Below are 26,373 nucleotides of genomic sequence, written 5' to 3' on the forward strand. Positions count from 1 at the left end.
GTGGCTTAATATGTCATTGGGTAAGAAGTGCCCAAACCAGTTGTTTGGTTTCTGGCTTGCCGTATCTTTTCGGCTGCTTTTTGGCTTTTCTGCTCTCGAGTAATTGAATTGATATAGTTTTGATAGGATGCCTCAAGCGCTTCGGGCGATAGGTTGCGGCCTTGCTGCATTGCTAGTTCTAAAAATCCAATTTTATCGGGATTATCACTTGCCCACGATTTGGCTAGGTTTAATGTTTGTTGTTCTTGGTGTTCGTTGAATGGGGTTTGACCGGCTTGTTTGAGCAAAGTATCTTTTCTGTAAGACAGTTCAGCAATTCGGTTTTCTATCTGAGCTTTTCGCTCTGGATCTGGCATCGCTTCGCTGTACGTTATAAGCTCATTTATTTGACTATCAATATCATTGATTGCTGAATATACGTCTTTCGCACCTAGTGCGCTTTCAGTCCTTGTTCTACTAGGGTTAGCTTTATTGTATGCCATAACACTTCGCTCGGCCGCTTTGGCAACTTCGGCGGCGTTCTTCTTTGCATATAAATCTTCATAAACCTTATCTATCGGTATTTCCATCACCCCAGTACCAGGCTTTGAATTACGTCCGTTGTTCACCATTGAATCGTAGTAGGATCCGTCTTCACGGTATGTGCGCATATGAAGCTTAATTGCTTCTCCGCCTTTAGTTAAAGAGACTTTTGTTATTTCATTGCCCGCAATCGTTCCATAATCTCTTGCTGGCTCGCCCACAGACTTTCTTGCCAGTCCACCATAAACTTGATTTATAACGGAAACGTTTGGCATAACACCCGATGATAAATCGTGTATTGCGATGTCTACTGCTTCTGGTTTATGTAAGAAACTATAAGCAGGCAAATCACCGTAGTTTTTTAAAAAAGACGAAAAATCATCGCCTAACTTTTTCTTTGCATGGGGATCCAAGTTTTGGTTAATCTGCCCCGATGATGGGTCCATAAAACCGGAAAAAATATATTTCCACTTGTCTGCTGCTTCTTTATTTTTTGCTTGTTTTTGAGCTTCACTAAGCTGAAATTCTTTTAAAGCCAACGCTGAATTTTGATTTTTCGTTTGAAGGTCATACAAAGCACTTGCTCTTTCATCTGCAACTGCCCTCTTTTGTTTTTGGTAATCGGCGTTATCCATGTATACATTGTGCCGGTCCATTTGTGCACCATACAAAGCACTGTTTTGATTGTCGATTGTCTCTTGCCGTTTGCGCTGATATTCCATTTCTTCATCACGCTTTTGACGATCAATTATATTTAAGCCAATTTGATACCCTGTCTGTAAACCTTGAATAACACCAGCCATTAGAACAACTCCGTTAATGCATATCCAGCTACAGCACCGACGACCGCCCCAACAGGGCCCCCCACCATTGCCCCTGTTGTAGCACCCCCTATGGTGCCACTCACCTTTTCTGTTTTCTCGGCACGCTTTAATTGATCGTTTTGCATATTCCGTTGTGTTTCCTGACGGGCACTATTCGACATTAAGCCAAGTGCTTGATTTCGCGTTTGGACACCGCGGCTCAAAATACCGTAACTCATGTGTTTAAACTCCTGAGAAATTGCTTGTCAAAACTGATCGGCCTGAGCTGCCAGTTAAGATAGAATCTTGTAAATCGCTCGTTGCCACTCGTGTATTGTTTTTCGCTTGTGCAAGCGCTAAACCGCTTGCTAATTGGTTCTGTCGTTGCTGAGATTGGGATTGCAAAACGCCAGTCGATACACCCAAGCGGCTATTCCTAAGCGCCTGTGACATAGCGCGACTGGACTGTGATTTTTTTGCACTAGCTGATATGCGAGATAACTGCTTGTCTAATAACTCAGTTCCATTTGCTAAACCGAGTAATTGTTTTTCGTACGGTTGGTACCGATTAACATAATCTGCATACTCGGCTTTTACCAATTCGGCTTGAGTTTTTGATGCATACTTATCATCGTTCGAATCTATTGTTTTAGGTGTATAGGTGCCGTTTGAAACTCTGAAGTTATCTAGAGATTGCTGGTACTGATGCTGACCAATAAAATTTTTTATACCGCTACCATTCGGATCATAGTAATCCTCGGGGTTTGGTTGGGCGCGATAGCTTGATGTGGGATATCCCATTACTTATCACTCCAAGAGGACATTATTTCATCACTGTAATCAGCGGCATTAGCTCCCTTAATTTTTTCCGGCTTATTAGAAAAACCGTAAGCCAAAGCGCCACCTAATGCTGCACCAGCTGCCTCCCCAACCATTTGATTATTGTGAGCCTGATTGATGGCACTATTTTGAGCATATTGTGCTGAACTCGCTGCAACATCTCCCATTCCAGCAATGACTTCTGCCTCTTTTCCGGTCCCCATCGCCGATATCGCTTTTAACCCACCAATATAACGCTCATTTTGAGTGGCATTAACTCGGGCTTTTGTATCGGTATACGCGTCTGCTTGTGCCTGACTCATATCATTCTGAGTCGCTTGATATTTCCCGCTGCTAGGGTTAATACCTCCCGCCATCATATTTTTGCTGGCACTTTGAATGGCAGAAGAAAAACTATTATTAATAGAAACTGATGCCTGATCTGTGGCTTGCTGGAATTGCTTATCGCTACCGATTCGATCTACCTTTTCCATAAAACTGTTTTCAGCAGGCTTATAAATTTTTTGATAGTCATTCCATTTGTTCATTGCCACTTGAGCCATCGCCTTTTGCTCTGGTGTTTCGTCGATTTCAGTATCACCGCCGCCCATTAATCTACCTCTTTAGTTAAAACAAACACGTTTTTATGTCTCGATTGAACCTCGAAGCCAAGGCGTTTTGCAGCCCTTAAAACCCCTGCTCTTCTAGTTTTGAATTTTACGAACCGGCCATCCCCAGACCGCGCAAGATGCTCGAAGTAATTAATGCCATCTATGAATGCACAGCCGTTCGACGCTGCGAATTCGATAAACAAACCCAGTCGGCCGTCGTAATCGAATGTTGGATGATAGATAGCGAAGTATGCAGGCTCGTCTATGACGTTTACGCCGGGTTGATTTACCATCGCGATAACGCGATTTATACTTTTAAGGTCATGACGGTATGCTTTTGCAAGAGCTGTATAGAAGTTTTTAAATTTCATGGTCCCTAAACGCAAAAAGCCCCTGCATTTCTGCGAGGGGCTTTTATCTCAATATAGGAAAATACTACCTCAAATTCGGGGGTAGCGCTAGTTAATCAAAAATGGTTAAATTTGATACCCAACTGGTGGCTTTTTTTGTCAATAGTAAATGCTGCTTTTGCTGTGGTACTTTAAACGTCATTTGGTCAAAGTTATCAATGTGCAACTCAACTTTAACGTCTGTGTTTTTAGGTACATCTACTGATACTTCGTCTAAGTAAATTTCACCTTGCATCGGGTATATAACATCACCGCCGCCAGTCGTTGCAATCACGGTATTAGACACTCTATCATAGACAAAAACTTCAAATACAAGCTTGCCATCGGGGCCAGATACGTGCTCAACTTTTAATTTGGGAAATACCAATACCCTGTCGACAATACTCGCATCCACATCAAATTCCATTAGCTTATACAGACTGACAGCCGTTTGAACTGAGTTATCTATAAAAAATGGAATAACCTGGTTTGTATCCCCCTCGATACGCTCGGCATAAATACGAGCTGCGATCAATTCATCTGCTAATAAATCCTTAATATGAGTAACCGATATGCCAAGACCAGAACTAAATATCGTATCGCCATTAGCGTCTCTTACCGTCAATGACTTAGCTAGTACATTACCCAACGAATCGACAGTAAATTTATCGTTTACATTGATGGATCCGCCAGTGATTTCTACATTTGTACTTGTTCTACTTACAAACTCGTCAGCAACGACGGTTTCGGCTATTATTTTTTCAACTGCGAGCGTATCAATAAACACGTTGGATAGGTAAACACCGTCCTCAAAATCTGGATCGTTTTTTTTGACACTAAGCAGCGGCTTTGCTGAATCATCGCGAGGATCAATTATCGAAAATGTATCGGCTGAAACAATAAATTGCGTCTGGTTTCCATCATTATAAAAACCTACGCCACCAATAAGATCGGCTATTTGTGTTTTTACACCCCATTGTGCGGTGAATAAATCTTCAGCATTTTCGCCCTTGCTATATGCGACTTGTGCTAATTGCTCTAAAGTTGCACTGCCGCCTTCTGGATTGCTGACAGTATATTGACTAATTGCACGCGCTATCGAGCCAATTGTATCCTTGTCACTCGCTAAAACCTCAATCAAGTTGGTAATACTGCTTTCTGCTTCTTGGGTTTTGGCGTTTAATTGCTGATTTATAATAGCTTGTGCTTGCTCGCCATTGGCAATTGCCCTCTGTGTTTCTTTTATTGACGCTTCATTAAAGAGTAATCTTTCCCCTTGATCGTCCAGTGCGGCAAGTGCCTGCGTATTGCCTAACGACTCCAATTCAAACCGGCTAACAATCCCCTCTATTTTTTGGGATAGAACCGAATCAGGCGGCAAGTTTAGGTTATCAATATCTGCAATCAGTTGAATGCTATCCCGAAGTGATATGGCCAAATGGCTATTATTTATCTGACCACCAAGCTCATTCAACACAGCATCAACATCCACTGCTGTTTTTGCATACGCGCCTGCAGTATCATTTAACGCGCTCACCTTGCCATTGGAATTAACGTGCCGAATCCAATAATAATATTCACGGTTTACACCCACACCATCGGCGTATATAGCTGAAGCACTTCGGTCGATTAGCGTAGCTGAGCCAAAATTATCAGAAGTACTTCTCCAAACTTCCGTATAAGCAAAGTGCTTATTGGTGTTCGCATCCCATGTTAAAATAATATTGGACCACGCTCCCGTCGCAGCAAAACCAGTCGGTTTAGTCGGTACAGCCGATGAACTTTCCCCTCCTTTCTCTGGCTCTGAAATCCCGACGACTTTGCCTTTACCAATTCGGACTGAGGCGATATTCAAATCAACAAGTTCACGCAGAGTGACTGCTCGGTCTAATCCGCTCCCACGCGAACCCATAAAAGTCTCAACGTTCTGAACTAAAGCTGATAGTGCTTGCTTGTCATTCCCCCTAGGTATACCGGAAAAAGCTTTAGGGTTTCTTGCCATCGTTAAACCTCTGAGAATGCGCTGGCTAAAACTAAACGGCGAACGACTTTGGTACCAGTGAGCTCAATTTCGAAATATTGACTACGCACTCTTGGGAGTCTAAACGCTTCGTTCATTGGGTTGGTTATTTCGCAAACTAAACCATTTTCCGAATACAACCTAAAAGTGATGTCACCCGGCCCTTCTGTTTCCATTCGAACAACTGACGGCGATACTCTATTATTTAACTCGAACCTTTTTTTCCATATAAATGTTTGGCCCGAAGTTCCGGCATCCCAAACATGAACTGAATCATTTGCAACTAAGTACAACATGTCATCTTTTAAAACGTTAAAACCGGCATCCGCATAGAAATCTACTTCAACAAATGAACCGTCCGATGGCTCAAAAATAAAACCGGCAGTGCCACCATAAAAAGCAATATACTTACCCTCAACTTGATAGGCCCGAATGGTTTCTGGTTGGTATTTTTTCCACTGGTCTTTGCGCGCTATATCTTTAGTTAAAATCTGTACGCTGTTACTAGATACAGATACCAAGCCCTCAGAGCTTGCATAAATAACGTACTCACCCATATCAACAATTGACGCTTTTGATACGCATGCTTGATTGATTTCCAACTTTTGCCCGGTCATTGAGTCAGGGGAAGTACCAGTAAATACGTAGGGCTTACCCTCAGTGGCTACGAATAACGAATTACCAAACACCGCTAGGCCTACAATGTCATGTTCAGTTGTCTGACGATAGCCAAAAGGCCATGCGTGAGGCTGGAACGCCTCGCTAAAACATACTGAATTACCTGAAAACCCAGCTAATATACCATTTGGAATTGAGACAATCCCTTTCATATCGGTAGGTGGCATGTCGTACGTACTTGATACCAGTGTGCCGCCTAATTCTTCATCGCTAGCGGAATCTGTGTAAGGTGTATCCTTGGCTGCAATAGGTATATCTGCCACATGAAAGTAATTAGCATCAATCGCAGTTGTGGCACTCCGGTATAGGCGTATGTGGGTGATGTTATATCCCTCAGGAATAATATTTGGGAAAGTAATATCAACAGTGTCATTAACCGGATCGTAAATAGTCACCTCGTCACTAAGCGGACTAGGCTGCCCCTCTTCACCAACTTCGGTAACGTATGTGTACGTATAAAATATAGTCTGGTCGTTTGCAAACCCCTCGTCATCTTGCTCGGTGGGTAAGTTGCTAACCACGGGCTTACCAATTGGAGCTGGCACCCCAAGTTTGAAGCTTGTGTCATTCACTGCAAAGACTTGTAAGTTAAGTGCGGATTCTCCGCTGAACTCAATGCACCCAGTGATGACTTTATCAATCGGATCTGAATCCGACACAATATCACCCCCGTCAGGATTATATAGGTAGTTATAGCTCATATTTACTCCAAAATAATTTCAGGCCTAACGGGGCTGAATATTTGGGGCTTATTGACTGCTTTAGCTTTGAAAGTTGCAGTGCCGATAGTTAAAAAACCACTTTCTGGATACTCACTAGGCACCGGTAGTGTTTCGGGTGAATCGCCGGCATTAGTGCATTCGTAAAATATACCGGAATATTCTGAATGATAGATTTTGTCACCGACTGAGTATGTCTTATTAGGTTGGATTTCATACCCAATGTCATCATCAACTATCACTGTAACACCATTTTTAAATGGGCTAGTTTGCACTTCAAATCTGCCTGTTTCAGGGTCGCTCATAGAGCGTGAAATACGACCACCATTTGAATCGGTGATGGTTACGCGCCTGCTGGCTGGTGTTCCGTTTAGCTTTGTCGTGCCTGCTATGCGGGTAATTGGCTTTCCGCTATACGGCTTTACCTTGAGTTGGGGTAAAGCACCATCTTGTAACACCCAATCGTCTGGATCAAGTGCTGGGTAGCTTGAGGCCAAAAATGCTGCATCTTCCGAGATCATTGCATTATTGCCACCGTTATTGACCTTTACGGTCGAGCCTTCAATAAAGTAACTGTTTATATAATCAAGACCTGTGCCACCCTCTAGCATCGGTGTAGGCCAGTATTCATCAATTTTTAAATTTACAAGTGAATTGACAACTTGGTTTTTATATCGACTAAAAAAGTAATTGTAATTAGATGAAGTGCTACGCCAATGGTTTAAATAACCGGTTAGATATACTGCACTAACAGTAGCTCCGTGTAATGTTGTTAAGCCGAATATTGTTCTATCGTAATTTCCATTAAGGTGGAAGTGGATATTTCTGATGCTTTGCAAATCCCAACCCAATGTGCTACTTCCCGTTAGCATAGGGAAAATAACGGAATGCCCGTTTCCATTAAAATGAGCGCCTTTCATCCCTGAGCCATTTAATCTAAAGCTCTCCATGACTGACAAGTCAATATCAGTCACAAGCTCAAAATATTTGTAACCTAAAATGCTCTCCGAGTCAGAGTCATGCCTGAATACTTCGATAAACCCATCCACCGAATCTATAATAAAAGGGGCTATCTCGCTCCCGTTACCTGCCAAAAATTTACTCGTATCTAATGCCATTGTTATGCTCCAAGCTCAGCTAAAACGCTAGCTGAAAGTGTAAAGTTGTTAGGGACAAATGGTGGGCACGCATCAGACTGCTTTATTTCTGAAATGAACGTTGTAGCAACAGTGTTGTATGTTACCCTCGGTGCGTCTGTGCCAGTGAAATAAACTCTCGCATAAACGTCTTGGTCGATAGGACTAGGCGCTATATCTACTTCTGAATCCCAAACAAACCAGAAATTACCTTGATAGCGAAAGAGTGTCTTTACATTGGGTATCGGCATTGGTTGAGATATAAACGGTTCTTTGTAAGGCTCTAGTTGGCCTCGGTCGAAACGGCAATTTATAGCTAAATTAGCTACTTCGACAGGCAAAAGGCGGGGGTCTGGCTTCGGTACCATCCCTCGAAATGTTTCTATGGCTATACGCATTAGACCAGCCCCTTAGAGCGCTCCCAATGGTAGGTTCTTTGGCAATGATCATGCTCCCAGTGAAACAAAGTATTTATCACTTTTTCAACAGCCTTGTATCTGAGTTGGTTTTCAGCGGACCTTTGGCCAACTATCCCTGATATGCTTCTAAATTTGGTGCCATGACAAATAGAAGCGATCATTATATCCCACTGATATAAGACTTGCTGGCAATATGAACCTAGATTTCCGCTAGTAAAGGCCCCAATAAACAAACCGACAAAATACAATTGCAACAAAAAAGACGGTGGCAGAGTGATTACGGTAGGTTGAACATCACCGTAAAACAAAGCACTGATAATCATTTCAGGGTGTGGGATTGGAATATTAACCCCAACCAAAACCAGACCACACAGTAGATACCCAAGCAGAGTACCTAACGCTAATAAGTTGTCTTTCAATTTCCTGTCTCCCATAAAAAAACCCGCGATAATGCGGGTTTATTGTTTAACTAAATCGTTTCTTCGAGGTCGGGGATTTTTTCTAACCCCCATGTTTTAAACGCCTCTAGCGGTGGGAGGTCTACCGCTAGTTTAATATTGCCAGCGTGGATTTCATCTAGCGCGGCTTGTGCTTTGGTCATGTCGACACCTTCTTTTTCAACTACCATCAAACCATTCTCAAGCATCATAGGCACGATCGGTTTACTAACAGCCGAACAAACGGCATATAGATTACCCGATTCATCTTGATAGCTTAGGTTCGTAAACGTGTTAATATCTGAGGGTGATTCACCAGCGAGTAAGGCTAAGTGATTGGCAACGTCGAGCAGGCTTTCTGGCACAGCTAATGTGATACGATGGGTGTATTGAGTTGTCATAAGGTTACTCCGGATTTCTGCGCTAAGTGAGACTCTGTTTTTGCAATTAAATCAGGCGTATTGGCATATCGCTTATTTGCAATAATTAACCCGTATATTCTGCCGTCAAAAAAAACATTAGCTTCAGGTGTTGTCCCTATATAACCTGGCCCGTTTTCAAAAAAATCCACATTGGTTTGAGTAAAGCTGGCGAAAGACTGTTGCCCATCTAATCTTAATGATAAGTGCCGATCTGATGAGTCGACAGTGATTGACAGAACATTGTGGGTTGGGGCCTCAGCGAACCGACCTTCCCCTGCCACTGCAACACTTTCGCCGCCATACACGGATCTATATGAGTTCCCCCCACTAAATGATGGAGCTAACAATCCAAAAAACTTGACGCCACTTCCAGAATTATAGTCACCCGAGTAAAAGACAATGCCCGAACTATAATCACTCCGTTTGAATAACCCTGAAGAAATGAATGCTTGATCACTTGAGTCATAATTAATGCTATTTGTTACTAGGCAATCATCAACACCATCAAAATCTAACCAATGCAACGTACCATCCGTTCTATACGTCGGTCGTGATGCGCTTACATTCTGATATGCGTTGTTTCCGTTGCCAGATTTATCTAGCATAAGCGCAACTGGATCACCACTGCTCGTAACTGGTATTGTGCCTGCGGTATCCTGGAACAGAGTACTCAAATCACTAGGGTCATACCAAGCACCTTGCTCGCCGTTTGCAAACAAACTAAGGGGATTGAAAGGCGGATTTAGAGAATACTTGCCAACCGTTATTGCTAACGGGGTCTTGTATATATTCCTGTCTAATGCTGGGTAATGTATAGGCACGGCTTATAACTCTTGCACTGACAAATAGACTGGTTTGGTGCCCTTGTTTTTTACCCAAATAGGGTCTGTGTAATTTTCTACGAAGATTATTGGTAGAGGCCCGTTAATGTCGGTTATTGGATCGCCTATTTTATCTAAGGGATTGGGTTTCACAGGGGCCTCGCAAATATCCACTCGATGATCGCCTTTATTAGTTATTCGAAAATTTGTCCCTGCAGGTATCCCCGATAGAGTGTTAATATTAACCCAGTCGCCAATCTCAATTTTTACGTCGCTTTTTGTCGCCATTATCGTTTTATCTCTCTTTTGTATTGAATGAAAGTAGCCAGCCCTTTTAATATTTCACCGGTCCAAAATCCAAAGAACATGCCGCCGCCGGCCCAAGGCGACCAGCTACCGTTCATTGGGTTGTCTTTATCTATAAGTTCATAGTTATCTGTGAGCTCTTTCATGCAGCCATTGATAAAAGCATCTAACTTATCGTGCCTGTATCCAGCCAAAGCGCATAAGCAAGCGCCGGACAACCATAGCCCCGTCATGTGTCCGGTGAAGTCGTCTTGCACCGGTTGAGGGGCTTCGGATTTAGGGAAATAGGTAGGTGTAACCTCATGATTGACGTAAAAATCAATTAAAAACGTCATCCAGTTTTCGCAATAATCAATCAGCTTTTGCGGAATGACCTTTCCTTGAGCAGCCATTTCTTGCCAACATCGAGCAGCCCAGCTAAAGGCTCTCGGTTCATATCCAGACCATGCCTCTTGATTATCAAAGTGGTACATGACGAAAGTATCTGGCGGGCCATATGTCACGTTATCCCATCGGTTCCAAATGTAAGCCTGTGCTGATGGGCCTAATACATTAAACTCATTGAAGTACCATTGCTGCGAGTCATATAGAAAATCAATGACGTTGTTCAGCTTCCGATCTTCTTCATCAACTAATCCAAGCGTAAATAAGTGCGGAACTTGATACCCTGGATAAGGTAGCCCACGCCAAGCGCCAAACTGATGGGACCCTTCGATATATGCGTTGGAAAAAGGTATAAGCCCAGGGGTATATGCCAAACCATCATTTCTAAAGCCAATGACTGTGCAGTCCCCTAAATAGTAGGTGAACGCATCTTGGGCTTCCGTAGCGACCGTGTAATACTGTGTGTAGCCATCGTCCTTGCTGTATCTTGGCGGCATATCGTTTACGCAATAAATTGTGAAAGTCAGGTTAGTGTCAGAATAGACTTCATTCAAAATGGTGAATTGATCAAGATCGCTGTAATTTGGGCTTGCTGGATCTGGTCTGCCTGCCGCATTTGGCTGGTAGCCTGAAAATATTAGGTTACTTGAGTTTAATGTCCTCTGTGACCAAGTATTGTTTGTATTCGGCAGTATCCAGTACCAGCGCCATCCGTCAGCATCTTCAAACCGCAAGTCGAACTCACCGTCGGATTTATACACAATACTATTGAGTGGAGCTAGTTCAGTGGTCGTATTCCAAAAGCCAACTATAAAACCAGCGTCACCGTCTGGCAAAGTTGCGGCCATGGCATTGGCGTTGCGACCAATTTCAATAATATCGGTTTCGTATTGCTTTTGATAAGTCACGCTACCATATTCAGTAAACCCAAGCGCTGCAGCTGTTAAATATGGCTCTCCGTCATCCCGTTTGGTGCGTGTGAACGACGTGATCGGAATATCGTATGTGCCAACTTCATCGGTCGGTACGTTTGGAATATCAGCATAATAATAGGTTCCGGTTCCCTCTTTGGTGTCGCTCATTATTAGTTCAACATAGACAATCAGACTGTTGTTGCTTACGTCTTTACCGTAAATGTTTGTTCTAATTACGCTATCTGTGTTTATCCTAAAGCGTATAGACTGCTGTTCCATATAATGAACACCAGCTCCGTCACACTCAATTTTGATATAACCGTCCTCTCGACTAAATTCAATGCCAAAATCAGGGTAGTTATAATCGTAGGAAATGCCGTCTGTCCAAGGTGTGTTAGCGATAAAACTACGCCTAAAAAATTGGTCTAATGCGTCAATCAGAGTGTATTCATTGATTGTAAACATCACCGACTCTAGGGCCTTTCGATAGATACTATCGTTTGTGATCTGATGTAACATGTAACAACAATCAGCAAACCACAATTCCGCATCGGCCGCATTACCGCGCTGAGATGCGCCGCCTAATAACGGCACATGTAAGGGGCGATTGTGTTGATGTTCATTTCTCGCTATTAAATACCCGCCCTCGCTAACTGGATTTCGAGTTGCATAATTTAGTTTGTAAACACCGTTTAAAGACGTGTCTTTTAACTGTACTGTGCCTTTTTCTGCTTCAGCGTGGCCCGTAGAAACAACGTTTCCGTCTGAATCAATCTTGTTTCCAGTCCATGCAATGATCCAATCAACTGGGTATTCAGTCCCATCCCCGTCCCAATTTACCGTGCCATCGGGTAAGACTTCCTTAACGCTCGCGTTTATAGCATCCCATGCCAAAGCCCCCTTAAAAGCAAAGGTCGCAATATCTAAGTATTCGCCATAGTGGGGAGCACCATGCGGTATGACTGTTTGACCATTGGAAAAAGTAAATTCAATGCCTTTGAAGCCGCCTTGCGTTGGCTCGCCTGGGTTCAAAGGGTAGTTAGCTAAGACGGGCTCTTTCCCATTTATAATCCAGTTGCAAATCCATCGTTTAGGTGTGTTGGGCACTGGCTCGGTGTAAAATTTATCTACATACGCTTGCCAATACTTCTGAGCTTCATATAAATAGAACTTTTGGCCCGTAGCTTTGTACATGTGAATAAAGCCAAGGATTAAAATTGATTGGCCTTCAGTAGTTGCGTCTCCGTTTGGCTGATACTCCATTCTTGTATCTGAAATAAAATGCCGGTTATTGGCTAGCACGCCTTGGTTGTTAATCACATAAAAATCAGTTTTTGGGTTGTCAGTATCACCGGTGTTTTTGTCTAAAAAACGGCAATGACCTTTAACCATAGATATAGCGTTGGCTATTGCTGGAAAAACAGGTGGTCTTATCATGCAGGTTCAATCCAGCATCCAGTGTAAAAACCTCGAATCATTCTTGTTTCATAACCTGACGAGTCGGATTTAACTATCACCATGAGCGTTACAACGTCTTGACTGCCCGCTTCATACGACAAAACTGGGGCCATGCCTGCGATCCACTTTATATCATCTAAGAAGTCTACTTTCCCAAGCCCAGTGTGGCTTTGCTCTAAAACCAGTGTGACTTCATATAAAATATTTCGCTCAAGCGTTGACGTGTCTATCGATATTGGCGTTCTGTTGTTGTTGCCTGTATAAAGTCCTAGCACTATCTCGTAGTAATTTGATTGGTCAGGCTTAATGGAAATGGGGCTGCCTTGCTCTGGTATTTCGGTGATCTTGTTGGTTAAGCCGATTTTACTAAGGATACTGTTGGTTTCAGTGACTAGCAGATGATATAAAGTGTCCACAAAACCGGCATCGGTTAATACTTGAGCGCTCTTGCTTGTCACGATGTTATGAATATCGTTAAGCAAGTCATCTAAATCATTTTTGTATTTATTTAGGGTTGCCAATTGGTGTTCTTCACCAAAACGATCCGTCCATGTGAATGTGTCATCTTCACTTGAAATTAAATCGTCAAACTTGCTTATGTACTCGTCTTTGCGTTGGATCAGGGCAGATAGAGCAAGGTTTAAATGAGTAATGTCTGATGCGCTAGCATGTCGGATAATTGCATAATTGGTGTTGCTAGAGTTATCCCCAGTAAAAGTACGATCTAGTTTAATTTCCGTATCGCTTGTAACCTCTGATATTTCATAAAGCTCATAGTGCCCCGAGGCTATGAATATATCACCAGCACTAGGGCGATCCATTGCTGATTTCCAGTGCGTGTCATTACCGACAACTATATCTGAAAGCTCGGATAGTGTTACTGTGCCGGTTCTATACCACCTAGTCACCATTAGATAATAGGCCCCGCTAATTCAAAAATCTGATGGTTGTATCGATTTGCTATTTCATTCTTTTTAGCACCAATGGCCAGTTGGTACTTTCTCTCAAAATTTACTGCGCCCTTTGGATCGTACCAATCAGATCCAATTTGCTGCTTTAACTTCGCAACGGTTCCAACGCGTAGCGCATATTCATTTTCTTCAAATTCCCCATCGTTCATCTCGCTAGCTGAGATCGTCGGGCGCAATATAACACTTAAAGTGAGGGGCTTTATTTCCAGAGGCTGCTCAATTAATTTAAATTTAGCCTGGCCAATTGATACAAATTGAACTGAATCCCCACCTTCGTTGCGAATGTCATTTACCTGAATAATGCTTGTTTCATCCACGCTAGATTGAACCGAGTACTCGAACTGACCAATGACAGTGTTCATCGTTTGAGTTGACTCGTAAGCATGAGTGTTATGAAAATAATCACGGGCGCACTCTAAAAAAGCTTGCTCGAAAACATAGACCGGTACATTAGGACAATATGGCGTTACCAAATAACGCATATCAGCTATTTGCATTATTTACCCCACCATCACTTTGAGATTTAATATTAAGCGCGTTGTATGCTGCTTGCTGGTGTGCAATGGCCCGCTGCTGATTTTCAACGTAGTCAGCATCTTTGCTGTACGCTCGATATAACATCAAATCTAAAATTGGGTTTAGGTAAACGTCATCAACTGGCAATACGGTTGTATCAGCTTCATAATCAGAAATTTCAACACTCGTTGGCGCGATAGAATACATAATTTCAAGCTTGTGCCCTACTTGGGGTTGGGGGTAGATATAGAAATTCTTTGGATCAACCGGATTGAAAACGAAATGATGTACTTCTGTCCCTGACTTTTTATGCCATGCTGGAACTTGATCGTCTAATTGTCTGCGCGAAATGGCACGAATTGGTGTACCACTATCAATGTTTTGAACCAAATCAATGAAGCGTATACCGTCATCGGGTATCGATTGCTTACTACCTGCTACAGTGGATATCTCGCCATTATTGATTAGCGAGTCAGGGCGAGCATTGACGACAGCTAAAACAGCATCATTGAACCACATCAACCACTCGTCATTGGACCAAGAAATATTGGTCTTGTCCTGTGATATTTCCCGAGCTCGCTCTATCACATCAACTACTTTAATTGTCGCCATGCTTCACCCTTTACTTATTGGCCTTAGCCGCTTGGTTTTTTCGTCGAGTTTCGACGGCCTTTTGTGCCGGAGTTAAATCGGGACTTGGCTTATCTTCATTGTCTACCAAGCGCTCTGCATCAACTTCATCAACACCGTCTGGTAGCTTCGCTAGTTTAGCGCTATGACCAGAGCCTGCTTGTTGATCTTCCAACTCGGCAATCCGCGCTTTCAATGCATTTACGTCATCGGACTCTCGCTGATTGGAAGCTTCGTATGCGCGTGCTTCATCAACGCCACATTCAATTAATCCCAATTTGGCCTGATTTCTAATCAAGTGACGGGTTTTGGGAAAGACCCGGCCATCTTTGTTTTTAAAATAATTTGTAGACATAATTGAACTCCAAAAAATAACAAAGCGACCGAAGCCGCTTTATTTTTACGCGAATTACCCCAGCGATACCACGCCGTGACCGAGCTGTTCAGGCTTTACAACTTCAAAGCCATATACAAACAATGAACGCGCCAAATCACCAAAGTCTTTTTGGTTGCGTAGCGTTTCCATGTGGGTGATTTGATGGGCAAAAGTTATTGCAGACTTATGGCCAAACATAATGTCGTAGACACCACCAGCTGTCTTATTCAAGTTGCGCGAGCTATAGATGTGCAAACGATCGATCATGCCGATTTTGCCGGTACGCAAGGTTGAATTGCCGTCACCTGTCAATGATGCATCTTTAAGCTCAGACGTTTTAATTCGAGCGCATAACGATGGTGGCAACACAATGTAGCGATCAGTGTCAGGCGTGTCGGTTTCATCTAAACAAACCCCGATATTTTCAACTAAGAAATCTACAATGTTCAGCTTAGTTAATTCCATCGGTGTGCCAGACGTACCCAAATTGATAGATTGGCTATCCGCACCAGCCGCAGCACCAGCGTTCATGCTACCCGCATTGGCATAAACCGAACCCAGCACATTGGCATCTACACGAATTTTCATTTTTTCAGCGCCATCGTCAGCCCACTGGTTCATCAGCTTCAAATCGGACTGCGTTTTATCAACATCAGTTAGTTTGAAACCAAAATAGTGGCCTTGATCGATCTTCAATGTCACATGGGTACTTTCTGGATCTTCGTAATCCAGATCTTGACCTTTTACGTAATCGTTAATGGTAATGTCGGCAAGGTTGCGGATGATCACTTCATCACCGTGATCTTTTATTTCTCCTTCCCAGTTCGTGTTACAAATTTCACGATACATTGTATGCATGTAAAACTTGGCGTTTAATTTTTGACTCCAAATCTGCGGAATGAAGCTAGATGCACTGCCAGCACTAACGTTTGGCATGCTTGGTGCTTTAGGAAACGGCATAATTTACTCCAATAGATTATCTTCTATTGAGCAACCCAAATAATTCACGATCACGTTTTTCGTACTCGACTTGGGTGATCTTGCCTTGAACTAACGCATCTTCGTTATCAGCGATTAGCTGACCGATCTGCTCTGGTGTATAGGTATTGTTCGTCATACTGTCTGGCATTTCAGACTGTCTGTGGGCATCAATACTTTCTTCAAGTGGGTTGCTCTTTGTGTTTGGTTGCGCTTGCTGCGCATAATCTAAGTAAAATTGAGCGGCTTGTTGGATGTTGCCCGAGTTGAAATTATGCGATAGCAACTGATGCAATGTTAAACCACTGCGTTGATCGGTTTGTCTCAAATAATCGTGAAACAATGGATCGCTATCAGTTTGCTGGAAGTTAACACCCTTTTGACTGAGCAAGTTTGCAATTTCAGCTATCTTGGCATCTTGGCCAGACGGCTGTTGAACCGGTTGTTGTTGAAAGTGCTTTTCAAACTTTTGCTCTAACGCCTTCACGCGTTCATCTGCTATGCGTCTTGCTTTAGACTCAACTGCTCGATCAAAATCATCACCAAATTCAGAAGATAAATCACCTTCAGAACTCTCATTTGATTGAGTTTGGACTTCAGCTTTCTGCCTGAGCGTTTGATTATCAGACTCCAACTGCTTGACTCGATTGTTCAGCTCGCCGATTTCTTTATTGTACTTGCCCTGCAAAATACGATATCTATGTTCCCAGGTATTATCTTGGCTCGGCTTGGGCATTTGCTGAGGATCTAGTGAAGTCGGTTTGTCCGGTGTTTCACTTTGCGAAGGCTCTGCGTCAGTGGTAGTTGATTGCTCAGTGTTACCCATTTGCTGAATCATCGCATCCGCTTCAGCTTCCATTTGTTCAATTCTACTATTCATATTTTTTACCTACTTGTAAGTTGCGTGAGTTGCTTTGCAGTGTTCTCGCAGTGTTTACGTGGGTTGAAATTTGAGTATAAAAAAAGGCCGCTCTTGCGACCTTTGAATTCACTCAGTTTGTGATCCCCTCAATCCTCTGTGGTAGAAAAGGATTCAGGCGAATCTAAACAGTCTTTTAGCTGTATGAGCGCTCTAACTTTCCCCTGTTCAATCTGTATATCGCCGCCCTCTGCGTATACAAGACCCTCCTTTGCTTCTTCAATCTGCGCGTTAATCGTCTTGAGTAAAACTTCATACGGTTGAGAACGACTGCTTTTAAATCTGATTAGAACGTTAATTTCATCTGCTGTAAGTTTATTGATTAGCATTTGGCACCTCGCTTGGCCCCTGTTGCATCTGTTGTTGCAATCTTTGCTCTAATTCTTCGCGGGTTGGTACAATGCGATCTGCTGGGATAGAGCCATTTTTATAAACCTCGTGTAATTGCTCTCTACGGCCCTCCATCCCTAATATCTGCATATCAATCGGATTGGCTGTCATTTGTAATAATTCTTGCTGGCGTAAAAGCTGAGACTCTTTGTGAACTAAGCTATCTGAACCACGCGCTTTGCACTTCACATCCCCTTTCGCGTCTTTTGGAATTTCTGGATCTAACATCAGAGTGACATAAACAAAATCAACAAGTGGCTCAATAACCCCGATATCTACGTTTCGAACGACCTCTTTAATGGTTTTGCTCGATGCGTTCATCAACATAGATAAACCGCTGGCTGTTTTAGCTGCCCCTGCTCCTTGATCGCTCCCGAACGCATAGCTTGGCAGACCAGTTATCTCGTCGGAGTATCTGACAAAACGTTCATAAACTTGTAGCAACTCATTCGCTTTCAATTCAGGTTGAAAGAAACTGACGCCGGCATTTTTAGATTTATTTCCATCAAAATACCACACCTTCCATGGCACAATTTTACTTGAGATCTCGCCCGCTGGTCTTGCTGAGGAATCCACTGCTACTTGGGGTCCTGAGCCCATAGACATATTGTTAATCAAAGCCCTGGCTGCTGCGTTTGCAGCATCCTGAGTATCGGCCATGATTTCAGGCAGTGCTTTGCCCCAAAAGGAACCCGGAACCGTTTCCCAGCAAGCTTTGTAATAATAAGATTTTCCGGTTGGATGAGGGTTAATCATTGCTCTTATCACAAAATTACCTATCAAAACGATACTCACCGGATATTCATCTAATGGATCTGTCACTATTTCTGGCGACATGCCATGTTCAAGCAACATGCGTCCAGATACATTGCCGCAAAACTCTAACCCATCAATAATTTCGTGATCATCATATACTTGTCGGCGTTGCTCTAGTAGTTCTCGTTCACTATCGCCAAATGCCCATTCGCGTAAACCGTTATATCTGTGTTCAATTAAAACATTTGCAATATTTTTCGAACTATAACCTTTAACACCTCTCAACCCAGTTAGTTCGGATGCCGTAAATCTAACGTGCTCGATACACCAGGTGTCATTGATACGCGACGAACTTGGCGCCGGATAGAAGTCAAAGGGGCTAACACGCTTGAATTCCCTCGCTATCTTGCGACTAATTTGTGGAATATACTCACCATCAGGCCCCTCAACCCAGCTCAACTGCCGCTTAAAACGCAAGATTGGGCCTTTTAATATTGCTGCAGGAAATGTTGTGACATCATCTATAAAAGCGGCAAACTCACTACGCCAACCACCTTCAACTAACATGTCTTCGATATATTCAGAAGCTTTTTCGGCCCGTCCTTCAGCTTCTTCTTTGAGTTCTTGTTTCAGCCGCTCTTCGTGCTGCTCTAACAGCATTTCAACTTGCTCCATTGGCACACCGTATTGCTGCGCACCGGCAATTGCTTGCTCTACCAAAGCCTGTTCAATTTCCGGAGGAAGCTCACTAATGGGTGTTGGCTCAAGCGTAAATGGCCGATCTCCTGTTGGACTGAACAAATCGCTTAACCAAGCTTTGGCAGCTCTGCATTTGTTCCCAGTAACCTGCATATAAATTGTCGTCACGCCTGCCTTTTGTATTTGTTTCAGCTTTTCTGGTGGATACTCCCCCTTTTTGCGATACAAACAATCAATTAATCGCGTAGTAATTTCAATTTTGTTCGCTTTCGCTGACTCCCAACATTGCTGCACATGTGCTGCCAGACTCGATATATTGATAGTCGGTGGCCGTGACATTTCCACGTCATTTCTCATGCGTGCTTCATCTTGTTGCTGCAACTGTGCCGCGTTTGCTTTAAGCAATATACCCATTAGTCCCAACCTTGATCTGTGCTGTCGTCCTGCACATAACTTGCAGATGCGTAGCTATGTGACATTAGATCTTGTAGTAATCTGACCGATACAGCGAATGTTCGAAATGCGTCTGCTGGGTGAGAATGCTCATCGTGCAGCGGATAACCCTTCCAAGTGCCTAGCTTGTCATCCCAAGCTTTTCGGTAATTCGTAAGCCCAGCAACGCCCGTTTCTGTCTTCGTTTCATCAAACCAGCAAAGACCCAAGACAGATCGAACCGCCTCAATCCCATCCATGACTGACAACCTCGGCGCAATTTCAAAGTTAATGCCCATGTTTGCAGCTTGTTCTTGGCGAGATAACCCGGTTGTTAACTCTCTTTGCGCGATATCATGTGGCGCCACATGAATACCATACGAATAACCATGCTTAATTGCTAACTCAGATAAGTGATCGATGTAGTGTTTGAGGCCTTCGCTGTGATTTTGGTAAAAATTGATGACTCTATATTCGCGCCCGACTAGCTGAACAAACCAAATGCTCATATAGTCACTAACGCCCAAATCCCAAAAAGTATGGACCTGAGCAGATGTTTCATGCGGTACCCTTGTAATTCGATTTTCCCGGTATATTTTGTCGAATTGCGTGGCGTAATATGCCCCTTTAATCGCTTGTTCAAACGCCTCTGCTGGGGTGCTTGGATACTCACGCTTCATATCGGCGCCTAAAACGCGCTCTTTTGCTGCATACCACTGCTTTTGACCGTTTGTTAGCGTGATGCCTAATTTAGATTCAAGTTCAACGAAGTATGTTTGTAGTCGCTCGACAATAGGCAGATTGCTTTCGATCGAATAGTTAGGGTCTTGGTACCAGGGATAAAAGAAAAATTCCCAATCGAGCCGAGTCAATTCTCGACCAGATTTCTGATTGTTTTCTGCTTCTGTACTGTACTCGTAAAAATACCCGCCTTTACCTTCAGCCGTACTTTCGATAGTGATAACACAGTTAAGGCCGACCGCTTCGAAAGCACCGGTCACAATCTCACGGGCTTTTTCAGGGTATTTGGCACAAATTTTACCAAACTCAGATATGTGCAAATATTTTAATGTGCCACCCCTAAACGATGTCCCCACTGTGATACTTGAGCCATTTGCAAAAACAAGTTCACCTGCCGAGTCATTTTTAGCCGGCATCATTGCTTTAATTGACGCGGGCAGATTGTCATAAGCGAATTTTATCTTTTCACGAAACAAGCGTTTTGCATCGTCCTTCGCATGAGCTATGACGGCACATTTGGTGTTATCGACAAATAATGCTGCATCTAGCATGAAGATCATCATAAATGTCGTAAAGCCAAGCTGCCGAGCTTTCAGTATAATGTTTCTAAACCACATATATTGAAAAAAGAAAGACTGTGCGGGGTTCATCTGAAACAGCACTTTGTTGCCATTTTTGTCGGTGATGTAGTACAAATTATTGATACGCCAAAGCCAATCGGTAAGCTTCGCTTTTAGTTCAGCTTCACTCATTTCAGGCACAGCCATATCAACCATTTGGGGTTATATTATCCTGCGGCAGTGGGCTTCTTTGCTGCTCAGCATTGCGTGCTGATATTTCCGAGATAAGATTCATTGTTAAATCGCCATCAATCTCATGCTTATCTTTGAATGCCTGAACAGATACGTGTTTGCCAAGAAGCTCCAAATTCTTAACTTTATCTGGCCATTTAATTTTTTTAAGCATGGCTTCTGTCTTATCAACGTCGCTTAAATGAGCAATCTCCATAACATCAATGCCAGTGACTGTTGTACGCCATGCTTTGGGCCAGTCATTGAGGGGTTTTAAAGTCATATCATCATTCATGATATCCAGAACATCCATTTCATCTATTTCAATGAGCCGCCTCAACACATAATCAGCGTCTATATTATTTCGCTCGTTACGCGCCTTTTTTGCAGCCTGATATGCTTCCCAAATCGGCCAATAATTTTCCGTGCACTTGTTTTTGTCGTCTTGTATCCATTGATACGAACATTTTTTCGCAGTCGTTTCAGCATAGCCGGCTTTTATGGCTGCTTTATACGCATTTAACTTTTCGTCGGCTAATACATATTCGACAAAAGCTGCACCCTTCTGACTTAACGCCATTACTTGCTCTTTATTGCCTCTATAATTCCAGCCAATCCTTTGCTAGGTGCTTTCAAGCCATTAATTGATGCGTGACGGGACTGCGTTTCATTTCTTAGATCGCCAAAATATGCACGGACCACATAAGCAAACGTGCCAGATACGGTAATAAACACAGTAGCCATTTCGAAGCTGAACGCTAAATCAGCCCCAGATGTGCCATATACATAAGCAACGGATAATACAAATACGATCGATAGACCAATCAAAGCATTCATTGCTTTATTCACTATTTTTGCCCGAGTTTCTTGTGCATCGGCAGAACACATTGCTTTGTATTTGTCGGCATCAGCTTGCTCTTTAGTTCGCTCCAAATCTAATTTAGATAGCTCAATTTGAGCTTGTAAATCTAACCGATCGATTTTACTCACGGCTATGTCACCGCTGTCCGACAACTGCAATTTGTCACCGTCCGGCAAGAATGCATTGATAGCGGTCATAACTAAAGCACCCAACGGATGGCTTGATAGGGCTGCACTACCAACATCCGCGATTACATCAAAAATCTTCATTTAGCGACTCCACGGCAGTTAACCATTCCTGAACATTAAAGTTCGGACAAGTTTTAGCACTGTCTAATTCGCGGTGCCCTACCACGCGTGCACGATTGAATTTATTTCTCAATGCTTTAACTAACGATTTAAGAGATGACAACTGAGGTTGTTTGAACTCGTCTCGGCCAACCAAGCAAACTCCAATCGATTCATGGTTGTGCCCTCTAACATGCGCACCAGGCCAGTATATAGGACGGCCATATTCAACAGCGCCACCACGACCTATCACAAAATGATAGCCAATACCGTCCCAACCCATTTCCTTGTGCCAGCGGTGAATATCCGCCGCTGTATGCTCACGTTCATTTGGTGTATCAGAGCAATGGATAACAATATACTTAACGTCGCTAATATTCATTTTTCTGGTCCTGGATTCGCGCTTTAGCTTGAGCAATGGAAAATTCAGCAACACGAGACTCGCGTTTGTCTTTTCGCCATTGAAAGAATAGGTTGGTGAGATATCCTGCAAGTGCAATCAACATCCCTAACAACATAATCAACTCATTGAAATCTAGCCCGGCTACAATAGTCGTTGCTGCGCTAGCTGCATAAGTTGTTTTTGTTGCAATCTCTTGTGCTGACATTTACCTCGGCCGAATTTTAGATATAAAAAAAGCCGCAAACAGCGGCCTTTAGAAACGAAAAAGCCCCGCGAAAGCGAGGCTATAAAATTTATTTATGGGTTTTAGTCCCAAGATAGAAAAATCGTATATTAAATTCGGGGGGAATTCAAGTGCTCTTAGACTAAGCTATATAAACTTTGCGTAACCTACTCTGAAGATCTAGAAAAATTTCGTTTGATAGCTGTCTTATTTGAGTTCTTGAATAGTCGTCCCAAAGCCTCTGTTTCAATACTAATAATTGCAAAGGAGTTAAATCTGAAGAATCTTTGTGGGAGCAATACTCGCTTTTGTAATACACGGTTTGAGCTGCGCCCTTATAACAGTCCAGTCTAGAAAACATATTTTCTATTTCTTCTTTAAATATTAAATTTTCTACTGCAGGACCACAAATTAACAGAAGATCACCTACCGCAGATATAAATTTCCGCTCAGTTATTTGATACTCGCCATATTCACAAGCGGAATCTTCACCTTGGAAAAGAGCCTTTATATATGTCCTATGCGAATATTCCAAGTCTCTCAATAACTCAAGTGTCTTAAAAGTAAGCTCAGCTTTGTGATTGTGCTTATTCTGATTTTTCCAACTATTCAATGCCTTAAAGGAAGCAAATAGCAATCCACCAGTAAACACTGCTCCGAAAAAAGCAGCGAGACTGTTAAAATCTATGCTTACTGATACGTGGTATTTGCCCTCTGAAACTATCTCTGCAAAGCAAAAAGCTAAAACAAACCCTACCAATATCAGCGAGACAAGAACACCAAAATACGAAACATCATCTTCAACAAAACTTTTTATTGATTGCCAAATGTGCCTGAGTTTACTCAATTTTCATTCCTAATAATTGCAGTTTTTCCCTACTGAATTAATATAAGTTAACAGAGTTTATTGAGCTAATGAAGATATGAGATTAACCCTTTTTACTGCGGCACTTGTTTTACTTGCGGGCTGCAATGGCGAAGAAGCGATTGCCCCTTCACAAGATGAAAGCATCGAGTTTGATACGACTAAAATCACGTATGCGTCTAGTTTCGACAAAGCACAAGATATTGCTGAATATACGATTTATAAGGATTCATTAAAATCGTTCTACTGCAGCTGTGACATAGTGTTCGATGACACGCAAGATTATGACGGCGATGGCAATAAGACCGAATCAATGATTATGCCGCAATCTTGTGGATACACACCTAGAAAAGCAACAACTAGCTCAGGCAAGCCCAATGCACGTGCAAGCAGAGTCGAATGGGAGCACGTTGTGCCTGCATCTCTAATGGCTGGCCATTTACCTGAATGGAAAGATAAAAATACGTACAGCGAATGTAAAAAATCTAATGGCAAGTATTTGTCAGGCAGAGATTGCGCGTATAAGTTGGTCCCATGGTTCAAAAATGCCCACAACGACTTACATAACCTGGTTCCAGCTGTAGGCGAATTAAATGGAGATCGCTCAAACCGGAAGTATGGAATTGTCTCGCAAGAACCGAGAGCTTACGGAGCATGTGATTTCGAAGTTGATTTTTCAACAGATCTAGCTGAGCCTGCAGATAGCATTAAAGGAAACGTAGCACGCATTTACAAGTATATGCACGCAATGTATAAATTTCCTATCACCAACGACGAAGTGAAGCTTTTTAGCGAATGGGACAAATTAGATCCGGTTGATGCTGAAGAATGTGCTCGTGATGCCAGAATCAAAGCGGTCCAAGGCAATTCTAACCCATTCGTATCAACAGCCTGCTCTAATTAAAATCAACCTAACGCTCGTCCAATAGTTTTTTTAATATTGGGCGACATTCTACTAGACCTAACAAAATATTCTCAGCCGACGATTTCGCATAAACCATACGACTTCTGAGGCTTTCAAGCTCATTACTTTGGCAGACCTGATTGACGGAACTTTTAGGTATTTACGGACTGTTAGATTTAGAAAGGTGTACGTGCTTAAGCCCCTCTTTTAATCGCTCAAAATGGGACTTTAGCTCTTTGTGGTCAGGGTGACACTCAAAATTATCAATTAAAGATTGATAATACCGTGCTCGCTCAGGGCCCAGCTCGTCTGAATCATCCTCGTTAGATTTACTATATGCGACAGCATTTTTAGCTGTATAGATTAGATAATCAAATTGGCACGCAATTACTTCCAGCTGCTTACGTGAAGCTTCAATAATTTCAGTTTCTTTAGAAGCATCTTTGATAAATTCCAAGTTGAGAATAATTCTTGATTTACACACTTCCAAGCTATCAAGGGACTGCTCGCAAGGCTGCCCCATCAATATATTCTTTATGCTTCTTGTATATGCAGCTTCTAGACTATCAACGTCCTTAATTAGATCCGGCATCAGATTTACCTCAAAACGATTAATTGATTTTTTTCGTAGTTTAAAAAACGAAAAAGCTATCACGCCAAAAAATGAAAGCGTACTCACCGTTAAAACACAACTGAAGCTAAAACTCAGGACAGATATAGTTGCGTCAAAATCCCTGCGTATTGCAAACTCTACCCCCACTAACAGGGCAATAAGCACCCAAAAACCTAAAAATATTTTGCAGTAGCGCTCCAACCATCCGTCGATCTGTTTAAAAATACCGTTTTTCATAAATCATTCCGTTTCCCTTAAGTCAGATATTGTATCGGCAGGCTAACATTAATGTTAAGGGTTTATTCTTTTTGTGAACTCGGTCTATAATAATAGAAAGCTAAAATCTCAGAATCATTCTTAGTCGTGCGACATTTAACTATAGCTATAGGGATATAAATGAGCAAAAATCATAACCGATTATCTTTAGGTGTAAACGAGTATGAACTTGAAGCCATTGCCGAAATATATAGATCAATAGTACTCACTGATAACGAGAAGTTTGAGAGTCAAATGATGGTTGTGCACATTTCTGAGGGTATATTATTCAAGCGCAACATTCGATTCAAATTAAGTGGTGGGAATGCATGGTTAGCCGAGAATCCTAATGCTCCCTTTTTTACTCAGTTTTTATACAGCATATGTCTCTTAGATACAGACGCGCGTATAGCTATTCTAAGGGCTGTAAAAAATCAACCCGATTCTTTTTAACTCACCGACAGTCAAACTAACGGTTTTTTGATGGGCTTCGATCCGGTCAAGTAGAAGAAAATCAATTACATCCAGACTGGTTTGACTTTTCTTTGTTTCATAATCTTTAAAATGAAAGCTATATTCGAAATTGAGCTTAATTTTTAAGCTCAGCATTGCTGGATATAGAGAATAAGAACTTAATATTTCCTCATTTTTAAATATAAACTCTTCTAAGCCTCTAATTAAAATTAACAAGCTCTTATTTAAATTTTCAAGCTCACCCGCTTCAACCAAAACTAACTGTCCCACGATGAGCTGCTGATGTAAATCTTTCACCTGCTCTTGATGACTCTCCGCACGCGATAAAATTCGCTCAATATCCAACTTTTCTTCTTTAGGTACAACTTGTCGTATAAATTGCTTTTTCAAAAGTTGCGCTAATCTTTTCATTCAATAGAAATCCGTTGCC

29 protein-coding genes are annotated in these 26,373 nt (G+C 42.4%); 1 reads left to right on the forward strand and 28 read right to left on the reverse strand.

Translation table 11 applies throughout. The annotated features are described in order from the left end of the window. Nucleotides 1-5: 5 nt before the first annotated feature. The 26 genes from C727_RS0111475 to C727_RS0111610 form a co-directional block, all read right to left on the reverse strand. On the reverse strand, nucleotides 6-1,325 hold the full coding sequence (locus tag C727_RS0111475; RefSeq protein WP_017445793.1) for a hypothetical protein: 1,320 nt from the start codon (nucleotides 1,323-1,325) through the stop codon (nucleotides 6-8). Continuing rightward, a complete protein-coding gene (locus C727_RS0111480; protein ID WP_017445794.1) occupies nucleotides 1,325-1,564 on the reverse strand; it encodes a hypothetical protein in 240 nt (79 codons plus the stop codon). The genes C727_RS0111475 and C727_RS0111480 overlap by 1 nt, the downstream gene beginning before the upstream one ends. 4 nt (nucleotides 1,565-1,568) lie before the next feature. Then, complete coding sequence (locus C727_RS0111485) at nucleotides 1,569-2,126, reverse strand: hypothetical protein (RefSeq protein WP_017445795.1); 558 nt, start codon at nucleotides 2,124-2,126, stop codon at nucleotides 1,569-1,571. Beyond that, nucleotides 2,126-2,755, reverse strand: a complete 630-nt coding sequence (locus C727_RS18435) for a hypothetical protein (protein ID WP_017445796.1) — start codon at nucleotides 2,753-2,755, stop codon at nucleotides 2,126-2,128. The genes C727_RS0111485 and C727_RS18435 overlap by 1 nt, the downstream gene beginning before the upstream one ends. Continuing rightward, nucleotides 2,755-3,126 carry a hypothetical protein gene (locus C727_RS0111495; protein ID WP_017445797.1) on the reverse strand — a complete coding sequence of 124 codons (372 nt, stop codon included), beginning with the start codon at nucleotides 3,124-3,126 and terminating at the stop codon, nucleotides 2,755-2,757. Before C727_RS0111495 ends, C727_RS18435 begins: the two co-directional genes overlap by 1 nt. Nucleotides 3,127-3,217: 91 nt before the next feature. Then, nucleotides 3,218-5,146, reverse strand: coding sequence for a phage tail tip fiber protein (locus C727_RS0111500; protein WP_017445798.1), 1,929 nt, complete (start codon nucleotides 5,144-5,146; stop codon nucleotides 3,218-3,220). 2 nt (nucleotides 5,147-5,148) lie between these two features. After that, nucleotides 5,149-6,543, reverse strand: a complete 1,395-nt coding sequence (locus tag C727_RS0111505) for a hypothetical protein (RefSeq protein ID WP_026052690.1) — start codon at nucleotides 6,541-6,543, stop codon at nucleotides 5,149-5,151. Between the two features lie 2 nt (nucleotides 6,544-6,545). Beyond that, nucleotides 6,546-7,679: a hypothetical protein gene (locus C727_RS0111510; RefSeq protein ID WP_017445799.1), complete on the reverse strand. Its 1,134-nt coding sequence runs from the start codon at nucleotides 7,677-7,679 to the stop codon at nucleotides 6,546-6,548. A 415-nt stretch (nucleotides 7,680-8,094) separates the two neighbouring features. Beyond that, nucleotides 8,095-8,535 carry a hypothetical protein gene (locus C727_RS0111520; protein ID WP_155949225.1) on the reverse strand — a complete coding sequence of 147 codons (441 nt, stop codon included), beginning with the start codon at nucleotides 8,533-8,535 and terminating at the stop codon, nucleotides 8,095-8,097. Between the two features lie 50 nt (nucleotides 8,536-8,585). Further along, nucleotides 8,586-8,954: a hypothetical protein gene (locus tag C727_RS0111525; RefSeq protein ID WP_017445801.1), complete on the reverse strand. Its 369-nt coding sequence runs from the start codon at nucleotides 8,952-8,954 to the stop codon at nucleotides 8,586-8,588. After that, on the reverse strand, nucleotides 8,951-9,796 hold the full coding sequence (locus tag C727_RS0111530) for a hypothetical protein (RefSeq protein ID WP_155949226.1): 846 nt from the start codon (nucleotides 9,794-9,796) through the stop codon (nucleotides 8,951-8,953). Before C727_RS0111530 ends, C727_RS0111525 begins: the two co-directional genes overlap by 4 nt. 3 nt (nucleotides 9,797-9,799) lie before the next feature. Then, on the reverse strand, nucleotides 9,800-10,084 hold the full coding sequence (locus C727_RS0111535; RefSeq protein WP_017445803.1) for a hypothetical protein: 285 nt from the start codon (nucleotides 10,082-10,084) through the stop codon (nucleotides 9,800-9,802). Next, a complete protein-coding gene (locus C727_RS0111540) occupies nucleotides 10,084-12,837 on the reverse strand; it encodes a hypothetical protein (RefSeq protein WP_017445804.1) in 2,754 nt (917 codons plus the stop codon). The genes C727_RS0111535 and C727_RS0111540 overlap by 1 nt, the downstream gene beginning before the upstream one ends. Beyond that, nucleotides 12,834-13,679 carry a hypothetical protein gene (locus C727_RS0111545; RefSeq protein ID WP_017445805.1) on the reverse strand — a complete coding sequence of 282 codons (846 nt, stop codon included), beginning with the start codon at nucleotides 13,677-13,679 and terminating at the stop codon, nucleotides 12,834-12,836. Before C727_RS0111545 ends, C727_RS0111540 begins: the two co-directional genes overlap by 4 nt. 89 nt (nucleotides 13,680-13,768) lie before the next feature. Continuing rightward, nucleotides 13,769-14,326, reverse strand: a complete 558-nt coding sequence (locus C727_RS0111550) for a hypothetical protein (RefSeq protein ID WP_017445806.1) — start codon at nucleotides 14,324-14,326, stop codon at nucleotides 13,769-13,771. Continuing rightward, a complete protein-coding gene (locus C727_RS0111555; protein ID WP_017445807.1) occupies nucleotides 14,313-14,957 on the reverse strand; it encodes a phage adaptor protein in 645 nt (214 codons plus the stop codon). The genes C727_RS0111550 and C727_RS0111555 overlap by 14 nt, the downstream gene beginning before the upstream one ends. 10 nt (nucleotides 14,958-14,967) lie before the next feature. Next, the gene (locus C727_RS0111560; protein ID WP_017445808.1) at nucleotides 14,968-15,330 is read right to left on the reverse strand and encodes a hypothetical protein; all 363 of its coding nucleotides are present in this window, start codon (nucleotides 15,328-15,330) and stop codon (nucleotides 14,968-14,970) included. Nucleotides 15,331-15,384: 54 nt separating this feature from the next. Then, on the reverse strand, nucleotides 15,385-16,311 hold the full coding sequence (locus C727_RS0111565; protein WP_017445809.1) for a phage major capsid protein: 927 nt from the start codon (nucleotides 16,309-16,311) through the stop codon (nucleotides 15,385-15,387). Between the two features lie 16 nt (nucleotides 16,312-16,327). Then, the gene (locus C727_RS0111570) at nucleotides 16,328-17,209 is read right to left on the reverse strand and encodes a hypothetical protein (RefSeq protein ID WP_017445810.1); all 882 of its coding nucleotides are present in this window, start codon (nucleotides 17,207-17,209) and stop codon (nucleotides 16,328-16,330) included. A gap of 354 nt (nucleotides 17,210-17,563) precedes the next feature. Next, a complete protein-coding gene (locus tag C727_RS0111580; RefSeq protein ID WP_017445812.1) occupies nucleotides 17,564-19,507 on the reverse strand; it encodes a portal protein in 1,944 nt (647 codons plus the stop codon). Then, on the reverse strand, nucleotides 19,507-21,042 hold the full coding sequence (locus C727_RS0111585) for a terminase large subunit (protein ID WP_017445813.1): 1,536 nt from the start codon (nucleotides 21,040-21,042) through the stop codon (nucleotides 19,507-19,509). Before C727_RS0111585 ends, C727_RS0111580 begins: the two co-directional genes overlap by 1 nt. Next, nucleotides 21,035-21,637: a terminase small subunit gene (locus C727_RS0111590; protein WP_017445814.1), complete on the reverse strand. Its 603-nt coding sequence runs from the start codon at nucleotides 21,635-21,637 to the stop codon at nucleotides 21,035-21,037. Before C727_RS0111590 ends, C727_RS0111585 begins: the two co-directional genes overlap by 8 nt. Beyond that, complete coding sequence (locus C727_RS0111595) at nucleotides 21,637-22,188, reverse strand: hypothetical protein (protein WP_017445815.1); 552 nt, start codon at nucleotides 22,186-22,188, stop codon at nucleotides 21,637-21,639. The genes C727_RS0111590 and C727_RS0111595 overlap by 1 nt, the downstream gene beginning before the upstream one ends. Then, complete coding sequence (locus tag C727_RS0111600; protein ID WP_017445816.1) at nucleotides 22,175-22,588, reverse strand: N-acetylmuramoyl-L-alanine amidase; 414 nt, start codon at nucleotides 22,586-22,588, stop codon at nucleotides 22,175-22,177. Before C727_RS0111600 ends, C727_RS0111595 begins: the two co-directional genes overlap by 14 nt. Further along, a complete protein-coding gene (locus C727_RS0111605; RefSeq protein ID WP_017445817.1) occupies nucleotides 22,578-22,814 on the reverse strand; it encodes a holin in 237 nt (78 codons plus the stop codon). Before C727_RS0111605 ends, C727_RS0111600 begins: the two co-directional genes overlap by 11 nt. A 160-nt stretch (nucleotides 22,815-22,974) precedes the next feature. After that, on the reverse strand, nucleotides 22,975-23,679 hold the full coding sequence (locus tag C727_RS0111610) for a hypothetical protein (RefSeq protein ID WP_017445818.1): 705 nt from the start codon (nucleotides 23,677-23,679) through the stop codon (nucleotides 22,975-22,977). A 76-nt stretch (nucleotides 23,680-23,755) separates the two neighbouring features. Between C727_RS0111610 and C727_RS0111615 the strand changes: the two genes are divergently transcribed. Beyond that, on the forward strand, nucleotides 23,756-24,601 hold the full coding sequence (locus C727_RS0111615) for an endonuclease I family protein (RefSeq protein ID WP_017445819.1): 846 nt from the start codon (nucleotides 23,756-23,758) through the stop codon (nucleotides 24,599-24,601). 160 nt (nucleotides 24,602-24,761) lie between these two features. Here C727_RS0111615 and C727_RS0111620 read toward each other — a convergent pair whose 3' ends face one another. Both C727_RS0111620 and C727_RS0111630 read right to left on the reverse strand, forming a co-directional pair. Next, the gene (locus C727_RS0111620; RefSeq protein ID WP_017445820.1) at nucleotides 24,762-25,451 is read right to left on the reverse strand and encodes a hypothetical protein; all 690 of its coding nucleotides are present in this window, start codon (nucleotides 25,449-25,451) and stop codon (nucleotides 24,762-24,764) included. A gap of 435 nt (nucleotides 25,452-25,886) precedes the next feature. After that, on the reverse strand, nucleotides 25,887-26,354 hold the full coding sequence (locus C727_RS0111630; protein WP_017445822.1) for a hypothetical protein: 468 nt from the start codon (nucleotides 26,352-26,354) through the stop codon (nucleotides 25,887-25,889). Between the last annotated feature and the right edge of the window lie 19 nt (nucleotides 26,355-26,373).

It is taken from the genome of Gayadomonas joobiniege G7, from assembly GCF_000300815.1.
In the GTDB taxonomy this organism is placed as follows: Bacteria; Pseudomonadota; Gammaproteobacteria; order Enterobacterales; family Alteromonadaceae; genus Catenovulum; species Catenovulum joobiniege.